Here is a 14,576-nt window from a genome sequence, read left to right on the forward strand (position 1 = left end):
CTGGCCCTGTTAATTCCTGTTAGTTATTGTTTGCGTGAGCCGATGATTGCTCGCCCGCCAGGTTGGCTGCGCTGGCCTGCTCCTGCTCATAGGCCGTGCGCGCAAATCCATCCGTCAGCGGAGACTTGACTGTCGGCTTCTCATCGCCTGCCATCATCGGTTCGGTCGATGCCGGCTGGCTTGCAACCGGCAGGCCACGCTGTGCGATCAGCTCCATCGCACGCTCAATCGGAATGCGGACTTTACCCTGCGACTGATCGACCCAGCTGTAGTGGCCGAGCAACAGGTCTTCGCGCTGATGAAGCGCCATCACGTCCTGGTTTCCGTCATCCCCCTGTAAACGTGGCGTGGGGAAACTCTGAGCCAGACGGTGGAGTTCCTGCTGCTCGAGGGCTGGATTTGACTCCATATTCTTGAGTTTTCCCGCAGGCTCGACAGAAGACGCGTGCCATTGATTCACCGGGCCATCGCTCTTCGAGAGAGCATTGTTGATGACCTTGCCCATGCCGAAGCAGAAGACAAAGAAGACGCCGACCGAGATGGCCAGGGCAATGACGAAGACGGCGATGCCCTGAACGCTGACGTCCGTAACTTCGTAGCCTTCCTTGAGCGAGGCCTGCTTGTTCGGCGAATCGTGATCGTTAGGCGTGTGCATGCTCTGGCTCCAGGATCTCTGCCACGTGCGGGTCGTTGGTTGCAACCAGCGGCCGCGTTGTGAGCTGTGTGAAGTAGTACGCCATCCAGAAGGCGATCATGGCTGCCGGCACGGCGATGTATTCCAGGATGCCGACACTGAAGTGCAGGTTACGGCGCGCGTCTGCGAAGTTCGGCTCCACCAGCCAGAACGTATCCCAGAGGCGGGCGAAGAGCATGATGCAGCAGACGACCACCAGCCGGCCTTTGATCCGCTTGAGATCGCGCGAGAGCAGCAGCGAGAACGGAATGAGCCAGTGAAAGATGACATCCAGCGTCGCGATGACGCCCCAGCCGCCGCGGATGCGATCCAGGTACCAGGGAATCTCTTCCGGCGAATTGCCCGACCAGATGATCAGGAACGAGGCAAAGGCCAGGTACATGTTCAGCATGGTGAAGGCAAAGCAGAGCTTGCCGAGATCGTGCTGCTCGGTGACGCGGAAGATGGTCCTGATCGGCTCGGCGTTGCTGAGCCCAATCAAGGTAAGGATGACCAGCGCGAGAACCGCATAGCCTTGTCCGACGAGGAACTGCAGACCATAAACCGTCGAATACCACGTGGGATCGAGCGACATGACCCAGAGGATCGCGCACGCCGTGAGCAGGATCGAGTAGGTAACGACGCCGATACCGCTGATGTTTTCGAACTTCTTCTGCCAGTACGGAACATTCGGCTCCGTATCCGCATCGCGCTTCAGCGACCAGCTGTTCAACAGGAACCCGAAGCCCGCCCAGATAAGGAAGCAGACGATCGAGGTCGCCCAGAAGGTCGTGGGATTCAGTATCCCTTTCTTGAAGATGATGGCATGTGCCTGCTCGGCGTTGATCAGGTGCTGACTGTAAGCAGCCTTGCCATCGGGATACTGCGCCCAGAGATAGAGCTTCTTCATGAAGAAGCCGATAGGCAGAAAGTAGACGAACGCAACCGGGAGCGTACGGCTCATGGCTTCGAGCGGGCGCCGCACCAGCAGGCCCCACTTGCCACCGGAGAGATACTGCACCATGAGCAGAGCCATGCCGCCGACCGCAAAGCCGAAGCAGAGCATGAGCCCGACAAGCCACGCCCGAAGGAAGTGGTTCCAGCCGTCGCCGCTGAGGAAACCCAGGATGATTGCGATGACCGAGAAGGCCGCGCCCACCGCCAGCGCCTTCATCCGCCATCCGGCAACGAAGGCCGGGGCGTTCAGCTCAGCCGGCAATGTCTTCGCATGATGTCCGTTTGCCATTCGTTCTTCCTGCAATCCTTATTTGTTTGCGGACGCGGGTTTCATCTGACCCGGCGCCGTCTGTTTGTTGGTCGAAGAGTTGATCGGGGCCTTATTCTTGGACGCCGGAGGGTTCTGGTTCTCCATTGGAGCCTGGTCTACCGTGCCTGACTGCGGCTTCGCTTCCACCGCGGTTGCGGGCAGCTGCCATGGCTCGGCATAGCTGGCAGGCAAACCTTCCTTCTGCGCGATATCCGAAAGCTTTTCTACCTGCGTGCCCGCGGGAACATCGGAAGACTTAGCATTCTGACTCAACTGCAGCGCGCGGATGTAAGCCGCGACTGCCCAGCGATCGGCCGGCGTAAGCTGCGCCGAGTAGTCGGGCATTGCACCGTAGCCATTGCTCATGACGTAGAAGTAATGGCTGAGCGGCTGCGCCAGGCGGCGTGCATCGTGGTAATTCCCTGCTGGCTTATAGCCGCGCTGCACGATCATGCCGAGTCCATTGCCTACGCGCGAGTGGCAGGGCGTGCAGTAGACGTTGAAGCGCTCTTCGCCGCGTGCCAGCACCTGCGCAGTCGCCGGAAAGGGCAGCGCATCGACCTCTTTGCCATCCTGCAGGCCGGTGTAGAAGAACTGGTCTTCGTGGAGTTGTCCGCGAGCCACGGTATCGGCCACCTGCGGACGCGCCGAGCGTCCGTCCGCAAAGAATTCCGTATGCCGCTGCGGAATGAACTTGGGCTGGTTGTGCATATCCTGCCGGCATCCGGCAGTGAACACGAGCGCCATCAGCGCGACGGGCGCCAGCATTGCGTTTCTGAGCTGCACGGTATTAATACTCCACCTCCACGATCGAGGCCGGCGTGAAACCCTCAAGGAAAGACCGCGTCTCGCCCAGGTCGAACTTCGGATCGACCGACTCGAGGCACAGGAAGAACTTGTCGCTCGTCGCGCCGCTTCGGAAGTTCGGCGCATTGAAGAGCGGATGGTAAACCTTGGGCAATCCGCACAACGCGAGCATGCCGAAGGCAGCCGAAAGACCGGCGTAGAGAATCGTCCATTCGTACGCCGGAACGATAAATGCCGGCCACGAGAAGTACGGACGTCCCGCAATGTTCAGCGGGTAGCTCCAGACCGAGATCCAGGTCTCAAGGCTGAACATCGCCGCCACGCCCATCAGACCGCCCAGCAGGCACACGAGCGAGACGTAATCCTTGTGGAAGCCAATCGCCGCTGCCGCCTCTTCGAGCGGATAGGGCGTGTAGCAGTCCATGCGGCGGTAGCCCGCAGAGTAAGCGTTCTCGGCGGCGTGCACGAGTTGGCTCGGCGTATCGAATTCGGCCAGCAGGCCGTAAGTTCCTTCACGCATCGGCATCAGTGACCTGCCTCCACAACATTTCCGGACTCCGGCTGCACCTTGGCCTGCGGAAGCATCATGCGAATTTCCGACATCGGAATCATGGGCAGGAAGCGGACAAAGAGGAAGAAGAGGAACGTGAATAATCCCAGCGTTCCAACGAAGGTTGCGTAGTCCCACGTGGTGGCGCGATAGGTGCCCCATGAAGATGGCAGATAGTCGCGGTAGAGGCTGGTGACGACGATCACGAAGCGCTCAAACCACATGCCGGTATTTACGATCAGCGACATGAGGAACATCAGCGGGATACTGGTGCGCACATAGCGGAACCACATGAACTGCGGCAGCGCGATGTTGCAGGTAATCAGCACCCAGTAGGCCCATCCCATGGGACCGAACATGCGGTTCCACATCATGAAGTATTCCCAGTGGCTGGCCGAATAGCAGTAAGCCATGAAGACTTCCATCGCATAGCCGTAGGCCACGATCAAGCCGGTCGTCAGCATGACCTTGGCCATGTTGTCGAGGTGGCGCAGCGTGATCAGGTCTTCCAGGTGATAGAACTTGCGGATCGGCACGGCCAGCGTGATGACCATCGCGAAGCCCGAATACACGGCGCCTGCGACGAAGTACGGCGGGAAGATCGTAGTATGCCAGCCGGGCAGCAGCGCCACTGCGAAGTCGAAGCTGATGACTGTGTGTACCGAGAGCACCAGAGGCGTGGCCAGTCCGGCCAGCAGCAGCGAAGCCGTCTCGTAGCGAACCCAGTGGCGCACCGAACCGCGCCAGCCCATGGCGAACATGCCATAGATGAACTGACCGAACTTGCTCTTCGAGCGGTCACGCAGTGTCCCGAGATCGGGAATCATGCCGATGTACCAGAAGACCACCGAGATCGTAGCGTAGGTCGAGACCGCAAAGACGTCCCACAGCAGCGGCGAACGGAACTGCGGCCACACGTTCATTGTGTTGGGATATGGGAAGAGCCAGTATCCCAGCCAGGGGCGGCCTACGTGAATCAGCGGGAACATGCCGGCGCAGACGACGGCAAAGATCGTCATCGCTTCGGCGAAGCGATTGATGGAGTTGCGCCAGCCCTGCTTGAAGAGCAGCAGGATGGCCGAGATCAGCGTTCCGGCGTGACCGATACCGATCCACCAGACGAAGTTGATGATCGCGAAGCCCCATGCGATGGGGATCGTGATGCCCCAGATACCTACGCCGGTCAGAAAGAGGTAAAGAACCGCTACCAGCAGAACCGTCGCGACTCCGCCCGCCAGCGCGAACCCGGCGTACCAGCCGAGCGGCGTGTGCGGCGTGAGAACGATGCGCGAGATCGTTTCCGTAACCGACTTGAAGGTATGTCCGGGCGCAACGACGACGTATTCCCCAGTGATGGGGTCAATCATCGGATCGTTGACCGGTGCTCCTTTGGTTGCCATCCCTAAAACCTCTCCGTCTCGACTGAACAGTTCTGCCTTGAAATCTGAACGAAAACCTAACTGTTTTCTGGCGCAAACTCACCGCGCGCCGCTGCCAGTTCCTGGTTGATGTTGAGCACTTCGGCCACATACGTGGTGCGCGGACGAGTGTCGATATCGGCCAGAACTCCGTAGCTGCGCTCCTGGCGTTTGAGCTTCGAAACCCTGCTCGTGCCATCGTTGATGTTGCCGAAGATGATGGCTTCGGTCGGGCATGCCTGCTGGCAAGCCGTCACAATTTCGTCATCGCGAATCTCGCGGTTTTCCTTGTCTGCCTCGATCTTGGCTGCATTGATGCGCTGCACGCAGTAGCTGCACTTTTCCATCACGCCGCGGCTGCGGACCGTAACGTCAGGGTTGCGCATCAGCTTGAGGCTCTCCGTCTCGTAATCGGAGTACAGCAGGAAGTTGAAGCGGCGCACCTTGTACGGGCAGTTGTTCGAGCAGTAGCGCGTGCCCACGCAGCGGTTGTAAACCATCGTGTTGAGGCCTTCCGGCGTATGCACCGTCGCACCGACCGGGCAAACCTGCTCGCAGGGCGCATTCTCGCAGTGCTGGCAGGCCATCGGCTGGAAGTGCGCGCGCGGCGCGGCCAGATCGCCTTCGTAGTAGGTATCGATGCGGAGCCATTGCATTACGCGGCCCATCGTTACCTGGTGCTTGCCCACGACCGCGATATTGTTCTCGGCATAGCAGCTCGCCACGCAGGCGTTGCAGCCCACGCAGGCGTTCATGTCGATCGACATGCCCCATGCGTTGTGGTCATAGCGATAGGCCGGGAACATGGTGGTCGTCGGCTCCGGCGTCTGGTGCCCTTCGCCTTCATGCGCAAATTCGGGACTCTTCTTGAACTCCTCGAGCGTCGCGTAGCGCACAATGCCGCGGTCGATCGCCTCGTTGCCTTCGATGGAGTGCGTCCCGCTGCCATCGCCTCCAACAGCCACCGAACGATGATCGGTGTAGTGACTCTTGGTGACGGCGAATCCCCACGTATCACCCGTCTTGCGAACGGTCGCGCCGGTCGCTACCAGCGGAGTTGCTGACGGACGAATCTGGTAAGCATTGAAACCGATACCCGAGCCCACGCGGCCCGCAAGCTGGCGGCCCTGCCCAAGATGCAGCGTAATGCTGCCATCCGCATGCCCCGGAACAGCGAGCACCGGAGCCAGAACCTTCTTCCCGTTCAGCGAGATCTCAATAACATCGTGTTCGGCGACCTTCAGCTTTTCGAGGGTCGCATAGCTCATCAAAGCCGCGTTGTCCCAGGAAAGATTCGTCACCGGACGCGGAATCTCCTGCAGCCAGCCGATGTTGGCAAAGCGGCCGTCATAGGTGTGAGCCTCAGGGCGGAAGACGATCTCAAGTGTATCGGCGGAAACCTGTGCTGCCGGTGTGGGAACCGTCGCCTTTGCGCCGCCCGTCTTCGGCGCGAACGCGGTATCGGCGATCCAGCCGTCGTGCAGAATCTTGCGCCATCCGAAGTCGGCGTCCGTCCCCTTCGCCGCGGATTTGTCTTTCCACGTGGCGCGGACTGCGGCATAGGCCGAAGTTTCGGGGTCATCAAGCATCGCTTGAATGATCTGGTGCGATGAGTGGCCGCCATACAACGGATCGATCATGGGCTGAACCACGCTTGCAGTGCCGTCATAAGAACGGGCATCAGACCAGGATTCCAGGTAGTGCGCATTGTTGATGTGCCACTGAACGACATGGCCGGTCTCGTCGAAATGCGAGCCGAGATGAACCGAGGTCTTCACCTTCGACAGCGCGTCTTCAAATTGCAGGTCGGCCGGCGCCGCATAAACCGGGTTGGCATTCAGTATGACGAGCCAGTCGACCTTGCCCGCATTCATGTCCGCCACCAGCGATTTCAGATCGTCGCCCTGGATCGATGGCATCGGATTTACGGTTTCGGTGTAGACGACCGTCTTGCCGTTGTTTCCGAGAGCTTCATTGATCGCGATCGCCGCAAGATGCACGCTGGCGGGCTGCTGCTCGCCGGGGATCACGACGCACTTGCCGCCGCTGGCTTTCAGATCCTTGGCTACGGAGGCGAGAAACTTCTGCGCGTCATCGGACCACGTGTAGCCGGAAGCCGCGGAGCCCGCTCCTACAGCAGCCGCAAGCGCTGCCGCGAAGGCAGGAATATCGCTTGAGCGAAGTGCCAGCCGATGCTCTGCCTTGAGGCCGGTCGTCGTAGTCATGCACTCGACGGCATAGAGGCGATTCATGGAGAAGTCGCCGGACTTCGCGTTCTCAAGCCTGCGCCGCTTTGCGTAATCCTTCGCGAGGCGATGGAAGCCCGGATGCGCCGCACCCGAGAGAAAATCGGCATCGAGCGAGACGATCACATCGGCCGCGTCCAGCTTGTACTGGGCGTCGGTGTAGTCGCCGAAGGCGGCCTTCGAGGCTGCATAAGCCGAATCGCGGTTTACCGGGTCGTACTGGTAGAACTTCGCCTGCGGATAGATCGCCTGCGCCTTCTTCCACTGCGCGGCCAGGGTCGGCGAAGTTACTGTATCGCTAAGGAAATAAACGCCTTCGCCACCGGAAGCTTTCTTGCCTGCGAGCACTGAACGGAAGCTTGCCTGGAAGTCCGCCCAGCTCTTGGCTTCTCCGCGGTAGAAAATATGCTGCGAACGGTCCGGATCGTAAAGGCCGAGCAGGGTTCCCTGCGTAAGAGGATCGGAACCGCCCCGGTTGTAAGGGTGTTCGGGATTACCGTCGACCTTCACCGGACGATAGGCATCGCTCTTGACCAGCAGCGGCACTGCTCCCGTGGGAAAAGGAAAGGCCGTCGCGAAATAAACCGGCTTGCCGAGGACAAGATCCTCCGGCGCTTTGACGTAGGGATAGATCGGTTCATCGGGCTGCTTGGTGCAGCCGGCGAGACCGGCCAGCGCCATCGACGCGCCCATCATCTTCATGAAGCCGCGGCGCGATACCGGATCGATCCACTCCGAGCTTTGCTCAGGGAACTCGCGGCTCAGCGCAGCTTCGAACTCTGGCGTGCCCGCCAGCTCGTCGATCGAACGCCAGTATTTCCGGCCGGACTGCCCGGCGAGCTTCGCCCGCACCTCGGAGAGCGTCAGCCCGTTTTTCGCGTTGTCCTTCGCCATGTCCTTGCTTTCATTGCCGCTACGCGTGTTCATCGGTGGCATACCTCGCAGCTCGAGAGTTCACGCGGGGTGCGGATGTGGTAGTGCTCGACCAGGAACCCGCCCAGGGCCGACTGGCTCGTAAACTTCGTATAGGAAACAGGTTGCGGACCAAGCATCGCGGTCGAAGCATCTGTCGCCTGGCCATTCACTCCGGGGTTTATGTGCAGCGAGGCCAGTTGCGGATTCGCGCCGGAAGCCGGATCGTTCGTCGTGCAGTTCACCGACTGCGCGGTCGGCGTGCCCGATTTCACATCGGTCGCCGCGCACCAGACCGGGGCCAGCTCCGTGGGCGACTTCCATGCCATGTTGTAGATTTCACTGGTTGGGCGAATGTTCTGCGCCGGATTGCGATGGCAGTTGAGGCACCACTCCATCTGCAGCGTGTTCTGCTGATACATGATCGGCATCTCGTCGACGCGGCCGTGGCAGCTGGAACAGCCCATCCCCTTGTTCACGTGGATCTCGTGGCTGAAATAAACGTAATCCGGCAGGTCATGCACTTTTGTCCATGCAATCGACTCGCCCGTGGCCCAGCTATGACGGACCGGCTCCAGCAGGTCGGCATTGGTCCAGATCTGGGCGTGGCAGTTCATACAGGTGCGGGTCGGAGGAATACCGGCGTAACTCGACTTCTCTACGGAAACGTGACAGTACTGGCACTGGAGTCCCAGGCCCTGAACGTGATGCTTGTGGCTGAACGGTACCGGCTGGTCGGCCCGCTGGCCCTGCCTCGTTACCCAGGGGGAACGTTGCAGCTGGTCCAGCGTAACCCCAAGGGCAATGACAATAAACCCCGTCAAGACCAGGCTCATGCGTGCGAGCGCGTTTGAGCTGCGGTCAAAAATCTGCGCCATGAATGCGTCCTTGCTTCCTCAAGAATCCAGTTGAATCCGAACAGGTTGGAGCGCTACCGCGCTGCGAAGCAGATTTTTACTCGGAGCTTTCACTCGCTCCGAATCAACGATTGAAATGAGGACAACACTATAGTGTCGAAAACGGAATACGGGCAAGACTTTGGAGCGTCTTCGTTAAAAAAATTGTGCCCGGTTTTTAAACAGAGGAAGTGGACCAAATTAGTCCTATTCTGTGAGATAGCGCTCAGCAGCTGTGGCAAATAACAGGCGGCGATTGGTCTGAATGGCAGGCCAGTGACCTCGTAACAGCGAGTGCGAACTAGCCGTAGGATGCAGCTCCCCCTTCCAGATGTTTCGCAACGTTTCACAGAAAGTAATAGGCTGGTGCCGATGAACGACGGAAAAAGAGTTCCGCGCTACGATGTGCAGCAGGCCTGCCGGGAATTGTCCGCGGCTGACCCTGTTCTGGGAAGACTAATCGAGCAGGCCGGCCCCTTCACGATGCGGCTTAAGAGTCAGCATTCTCCCTTTGAGACACTGCTCGAATCAATCATTTATCAGCAGTTGCATGGCAAGGCAGCGGCCGCGATTCTGCATCGGCTGCTTACATTCTTCGGAGAGATTCACCCCTCGCCTGAGACCCTGCTCGCCGCGCCGGAGGACCGGTTGCGCGGTTGCGGCCTCTCTCAAAGCAAGATGCTGGCGCTGCAGGATCTCGCCGCGAAAACGCTCGATGGGACGGTTCCTTCGCTGGCTAGCATCCGCCGCATGCCTGACGCCGAGATAGTCGACCGGCTGACCCAGGTGCGCGGTATCGGTCCCTGGACCGTCGAGATGCTGCTGATCTTTCGCCTGGGCAGGCCGGACGTCTTCCCCGTTACGGACTTCGGCGTGCGCAAGGGCTTTGCGCTCACCTTCAAGAAGCTGCCGAAGACGAAGCCATTTACCGCAAGTATGCTACCGACTCCGGCACAAATGCTGCGTCGTGGCGAACGCTGGAGACCGTGGCGCTCGATTGCGAGCTGGTACATGTGGAGAGCCTGCGATCTTGCGGCGAAGCCCTCGCCACCGCCGGACTAGCGGCCTTCGCGCAACCGGAAAGCGAGCCGTTCGGGCAGACCTGCATTCAGGATCTTTTCCTGCGCCGTCTCCAGGTCGTAGGGCACTCGCCAGTAAGTGATGACGTTAGCCGTGTCGTCGTAAACCGCGAAGGCTGCGCGCCAGTCGCCATCACGAGGCTGACCGACGGAACCGGGATTGATGAGATATCGTCCATCGTCGCGCAGCGCCAGCCTGAACTGCGCCGAGCCGTTGCGCGAGTTGTATTGCGGCGCAAGCCTGAACCACTCGTTACCGTTCGTAGCGAAGCCGCCCTGCAGATGCGTATGCCCGAAGAAGTTCACCCGCGCCTCCGTCCGCTGCAGCGGCCCCCAGGCATCGCGAACAGTCATGACGTATTCGTCTTCATCAAGCAGTGACCCGTGGGAGCAGGTTACATGCGGGTCGCTAGACATGATCGGACCGGAGGGAATCTCGCGCAGCCACTCGGTATGGCCTGCCGAGAGTACAGCCTGCGTCCAGCGCGCGGCACGGCCGGCGATGGGATTGAAATCTTCAAGCCCACTCAGGCCGCAACAGGCGCGATCGTGATTGCCACGCACAAAGAGACTGCCCAGTCCGCGAACGCCTTCGATCACTTCGTTCGGACTGGCCCCATAACCGACAATGTCGCCGAGATTCCAGACGGTGTCATGCTCGGGCGCCGCGTCGAGCACGGCGTGCAGGGCCTCGTAGTTGGCATGAATGTCAGACAGGATCAGGACACGCATCAGGACAACCGGTTCTCCATCTTCACACTAACGCGCTGTGCCCGGAATGAAAAGAGCGCTAGACGGTTTCGGCAACTCGCGCCCAGTGTCCATCGGCCATCTCGCGCAATGGAATGCGTGCGTCGTCGCCGCGAAAATCAAGAGTCGCAAGCGGGCTGTCGAGCGGAGTCTCCATCGTAGGAGCCGCCCCCAGCAAGGCCCGAGTGTAAGCGTGCATCGGCGTGCGAAAGATAGCGGCGCGCGAAGCCTCTTCCAGCAAAAGGCCTCGGCGCATCACGGCCACGCGGTCAGACACCTGCGAGACCACGGCTAGATCGTGAGAGATAAAAAGCATGGTGAGGCCAAAGCGCTCTTTCAGATCGGCCAGCAGCTCGAGTATCTGCCGTTGCACGGTGACGTCGAGTGCGGTAGTCGGTTCATCGGCAATGAGCAGGCGCGGGCGATTGACGATGGCCATGGCGATGAGTATTCTCTGCCGCTGCCCACCGGAAAACTGGTGTGGATAATCGTTGTAACGCCGCGCCGGCTCGGGCAACGCGACCGCGTGCATGGCTTCAATTACCGCGTCGCGAACGGCTTTGCGCGACTGCTCCGGATGGTGCACGCGCACCGCTTCCGCAATCTGCTCGCCGATGGGCATGACGGGGTTGAGCGCGGTCATCGGCTCCTGGAAGACCATGGCGATCTCTTTACCGCGCAGCCTGCGCATGGCTTCCGAATCGAGCGACAGCAGATCCTGCCCGGCATAGCGGATGGCGCCGGTCATCTGGGCGCGGTGATCGAGCAGCCGCGTAATAGCCAACGCTGTTACAGATTTTCCTGAACCCGATTCGCCGACCAGACCGAGGGTTGTGCGCTCTTCGATCGCAAGTGACAGATCATGCACGACTTCCGTCGCGCTGAAGCGCATGGTCAGACGATTGATCTCAAGCAAGGCAGCCACAGGCCCATCGTATCGTGAAATGCCCCTTGGCGAACGTGAGTGGAAAGTGGGATGATACTGCGCACACCGGTTTGTACGGACCTCGCTGTCCGGTTTCGCATGGCTTTCGCAAGGAGGCGGATATGCGAACAAATACTTTTTCTCCGGCGGCAACACTCTTCTCCCGATTCCTGGCCCTGATCACAGTGTGTGCCTGCACTCTCCCACTCTGGGCAGCAACACCCGACCTCGAAACCTCTCCCGGCAATCCCCTTCGCGGCCTCGTGAATGTACCGCAGGTAGCGCCTTCGCAGGAAGGCGCTCTCGAGTCTCTTCCTCCGGAAACGAGAGGAGACCTGCTGATGACGCGCCAGCAGTATGCAGCGGCGATTCGCGCCTATCAGCAATGTCCACGCGAGTCCGCGGTCAGGTGGAACAAGATCGGGATCGCGTACCAGCACATGTACGCTCTCGACTTTGCCAAGCTGCAGTATGAGAAGGCACTCTCGATCAATCCCAACTACTCCGAAGCGCTGAACAACCTGGGCACCGTCTACTACGGCATGAAGAATTTTCGTAAAGCAGAAAACTTCTACCGGAAGGCTTTGCACCTCATGCCGGATAGCGCCTCCTACTACAGCAACCTTGGCACCGCGTACTTTGCGGATCACAAGATGAAGCAGGGCATCGATGCGTATCGCCACGCCTTCGAGATCGACCCCGGCATCTTCATACGGGAATCGATCGCGCGGATCCAGAGTGCCGCCGCATCGGCTGAAGAACAGATGGCCCTGAATTACGCGCTGGCCAAGCTGTATGCACAGGCCGGCAATTTCGACGCGGCTCTACGTTATCTGCGGATGGCGTTGATGGAAGGCTTCGACGACCGAAAGAAGCTCATGGACGACAAGGAGTTCGCGTCGCTGCGGGGCACTTCCGAGTTTCGCCTGCTGATGGCAGAGGAGCATCTGAATTAGCTCGCGACCGCGGCTGCGTGACCCGCTTCAGTTTGAGGACGTGAGCTTTCGGCCCTGTATCTCGATGTAGACGTTCACCAGCGAGAGCGCCGCGGGGGTAACGCCGGGGATGCGGCTGGCCTGTCCTATGGTCGATGGCCGCACGCGCTTGAGCTTCTCCTGCATCTCGCGCGAGAGACCGCTCACTGCCGTGTAATCGAACCAATCGGGAATCGACCGCGACTCCGCTTTCTTCAGCTTCTCAATCGACTTCTTCTGCTGGTCGAGATAGCCGGAGTACTTGATCTCGGTCTCAACAGACTTCAACTCGTTACGCACTGACGAGGCAAGACCTCCCTGTTGATCCACGAGCCAGCTGGCAAAGAGCGAGGAATCTGCCTGCGCCGCGAGATCTTCGCGAAGGAGCGGCCAGAGCGTTTCAATCGTCAGCTCCGGGCGCTTCAGCAGTTGGGCATAGGTCTGGCTCGACGCGACCGTAAGCTCCGGCAGTATCGATGCGATGCGCTCGACGCTGACACGCAGCGTAGACAACAGCTTTTCCAGCGCAACCGCGCGCGTCTGCTTGGCCTCATAGTCGCTCCATGCCTTGTCATCGATCAACCCGAGGCGGCGCCCATGCGGCGTGAGCCTGCGGTCGGCATTGTCGATGCGCAGGTGCAGACGGAATTCAGCGCGCGAGGTAAACATGCGATAGGGCTCGTTGGTGCCCTTGCTGATAAGGTCGTCGATCAGGATACCGGTGTAAGCCTCGGTGCGGTCGAGAGTGAACGGCTCATTGCCCTTCACTGCCAGCGCAGCATTGATACCGGCCATCAGGCCCTGGCAGGCTGCTTCTTCGTAACCTGACGTTCCGTTGATCTGGCCGGCAAGGTACAGTCCCTTGAATTTCTTTACGCGCAGCGAACGATCCAGTTCAGTCGGGTCGATGGCGTCGTACTCGATGGCGTAACCCGGGCGGAGCATCTCGGCATTTTCGAGACCGGGGATGGAGCGAACAATCTCCGCTTGCACTTCCATCGGCAGCGCCGTGGACATGCCATTGACATAGACCTCGTGCGTGTTCAGCCCTTCCGGCTCCAGGAAGAACTGGTGCTGCGTCTTGTCCGGGAACTTGACGACCTTGTCTTCGATCGACGGGCAGTAGCGCGGCCCGATGCCTTCGATCTGACCCGAGTACATGGGCGAGCGGCCGACATTTTCGCGGATGACGCGTAGCGTCTCCGGCGTGGTGTAGGCGATGTGGCAACTGATCTGCCGCTGCGGAATCGTCTGGGTGCGAAAGCTGAAGGGCGTAGGATCTGCGTCGCCAGGCTGCTCCTCAAAGCGTGCCCAGTCGATGGTGCGGCCATCAAGACGCGGCGGTGTGCCGGTCTTCAGGCGGCATCCGCGCAAACCGAGCTGTTTGAGAGCCTCGCCCAGCAGGATCGCGGGCGGCTCGCCGCTGCGTCCAGCCGGATAACGCTCTTCCCCGCAATGAATGAGGCCGTTGAGGAACGTTCCGGTGGTGATGACGGTTGCACCCGCAAGAATGGTGCGGCCATCGCGTAGCTTGATGCCGCTGATACGGGCCTCGTCATCGTCGCCGTTCAAAATGACGTTAATGACCTCAGCCTGCTTGATGAACAGGTTCTGCTGCGACTCCAGCACCTCACGCATCTTCACGCGATACTGTGCTTTGTCGCACTGCGCGCGCGGCGACCAGACGGCCGGGCCGCGCGAGGTATTGAGCAGACGGAACTGGATGCCGACGGCATCCGCGACTTCGCCCATGATGCCGCCCAGCGCATCGACTTCGCGAACGAGATGCCCCTTGGCAATGCCGCCGATGGCGGGGTTGCAGGACATCTGCGCAATCAGATCGAGGTTGAGCGTGAAGAGGGCAGTGCGCAGGCCCATGCGTGCCGAAGCCATGGCGGCTTCGCATCCGGCATGCCCGGCACCCACCACAACCACATCGTATTGTTCCGTGAAAGCCACGTTTTTATTCTACCGAGGAAGGAAGCAGCAGAACAGGTAGCACGGGGCTTCAGCCCCGTGGATCAGGCAGCCACGAAAGAAGGCGGCTTCAGCCGCTGAGGCTGTTTACCGTGGGGCTGA

12 protein-coding genes are annotated in these 14,576 nt (G+C 60.0%); 2 read left to right on the top strand and 10 right to left on the bottom strand.

The window, feature by feature from the left end; all coding sequences use genetic code 11:
• Positions 1-19: 19 nt before the first annotated feature.
• Genes LJD29_RS07345 through LJD29_RS07375 form a run of 7 tightly spaced genes read right to left on the bottom strand, consistent with a single transcriptional unit; the run spans position 20 to position 8,751 of the window.
• Entirely contained in the window at positions 20-655 is a 636-nt protein-coding gene (locus tag LJD29_RS07345; RefSeq protein WP_446745100.1) for a hypothetical protein, read from the bottom strand.
• The gene (locus LJD29_RS07350) at positions 642-1,919 is read right to left on the bottom strand and encodes a hypothetical protein (protein WP_446745101.1); all 1,278 of its coding nucleotides are present in this window, start codon (positions 1,917-1,919) and stop codon (positions 642-644) included. The genes LJD29_RS07345 and LJD29_RS07350 overlap by 14 nt, the downstream gene beginning before the upstream one ends.
• An 18-nt stretch (positions 1,920-1,937) precedes the next feature.
• Positions 1,938-2,726, bottom strand: a complete 789-nt coding sequence (locus tag LJD29_RS07355) for a c-type cytochrome (RefSeq protein ID WP_446745102.1) — start codon at positions 2,724-2,726, stop codon at positions 1,938-1,940.
• A 4-nt stretch (positions 2,727-2,730) separates the two neighbouring features.
• On the bottom strand, positions 2,731-3,273 hold the full coding sequence (locus tag LJD29_RS07360; protein WP_446745103.1) for a DUF3341 domain-containing protein: 543 nt from the start codon (positions 3,271-3,273) through the stop codon (positions 2,731-2,733).
• Positions 3,273-4,697 (bottom strand): NrfD/PsrC family molybdoenzyme membrane anchor subunit, encoded by a 1,425-nt coding sequence (gene nrfD, locus LJD29_RS07365; protein WP_446745104.1) that lies wholly within the window; start codon positions 4,695-4,697, stop codon positions 3,273-3,275. Before nrfD ends, LJD29_RS07360 begins: the two co-directional genes overlap by 1 nt.
• 56 nt (positions 4,698-4,753) lie before the next feature.
• Positions 4,754-7,888, bottom strand: coding sequence for a TAT-variant-translocated molybdopterin oxidoreductase (locus LJD29_RS07370; RefSeq protein ID WP_446745105.1), 3,135 nt, complete (start codon positions 7,886-7,888; stop codon positions 4,754-4,756).
• Positions 7,885-8,751 (bottom strand): cytochrome c3 family protein, encoded by an 867-nt coding sequence (locus LJD29_RS07375; protein WP_446745106.1) that lies wholly within the window; start codon positions 8,749-8,751, stop codon positions 7,885-7,887. Before LJD29_RS07375 ends, LJD29_RS07370 begins: the two co-directional genes overlap by 4 nt.
• A 390-nt stretch (positions 8,752-9,141) precedes the next feature.
• Between LJD29_RS07375 and LJD29_RS07380 the strand changes: the two genes are divergently transcribed.
• The gene (locus LJD29_RS07380) at positions 9,142-9,831 is read left to right on the top strand and encodes a DNA-3-methyladenine glycosylase family protein (protein WP_446745107.1); all 690 of its coding nucleotides are present in this window, start codon (positions 9,142-9,144) and stop codon (positions 9,829-9,831) included.
• On the opposite strand, the gene LJD29_RS07385 is transcribed toward LJD29_RS07380, so the two are convergent.
• A complete protein-coding gene (locus LJD29_RS07385) occupies positions 9,828-10,580 on the bottom strand; it encodes a metallophosphoesterase family protein (protein ID WP_446745108.1) in 753 nt (250 codons plus the stop codon). The two genes, LJD29_RS07380 and LJD29_RS07385, sit on opposite strands and share 4 nt — an antisense overlap.
• A gap of 58 nt (positions 10,581-10,638) precedes the next feature.
• On the bottom strand, positions 10,639-11,523 hold the full coding sequence (locus LJD29_RS07390) for an ABC transporter ATP-binding protein (RefSeq protein WP_446745109.1): 885 nt from the start codon (positions 11,521-11,523) through the stop codon (positions 10,639-10,641).
• A gap of 122 nt (positions 11,524-11,645) precedes the next feature.
• Between LJD29_RS07390 and LJD29_RS07395 the strand changes: the two genes are divergently transcribed.
• Positions 11,646-12,479: a tetratricopeptide repeat protein gene (locus tag LJD29_RS07395; protein ID WP_446745110.1), complete on the top strand. Its 834-nt coding sequence runs from the start codon at positions 11,646-11,648 to the stop codon at positions 12,477-12,479.
• Between the two features lie 27 nt (positions 12,480-12,506).
• Here LJD29_RS07395 and mnmG read toward each other — a convergent pair whose 3' ends face one another.
• Entirely contained in the window at positions 12,507-14,456 is a 1,950-nt protein-coding gene (mnmG, locus tag LJD29_RS07400; protein ID WP_446745111.1) for a tRNA uridine-5-carboxymethylaminomethyl(34) synthesis enzyme MnmG, read from the bottom strand.
• Between the last annotated feature and the right edge of the window lie 120 nt (positions 14,457-14,576).

Source organism: Silvibacterium acidisoli (assembly GCA_022870745.1).
Taxonomy (GTDB): domain Bacteria; phylum Acidobacteriota; class Terriglobia; order Terriglobales; family Acidobacteriaceae; genus Silvibacterium.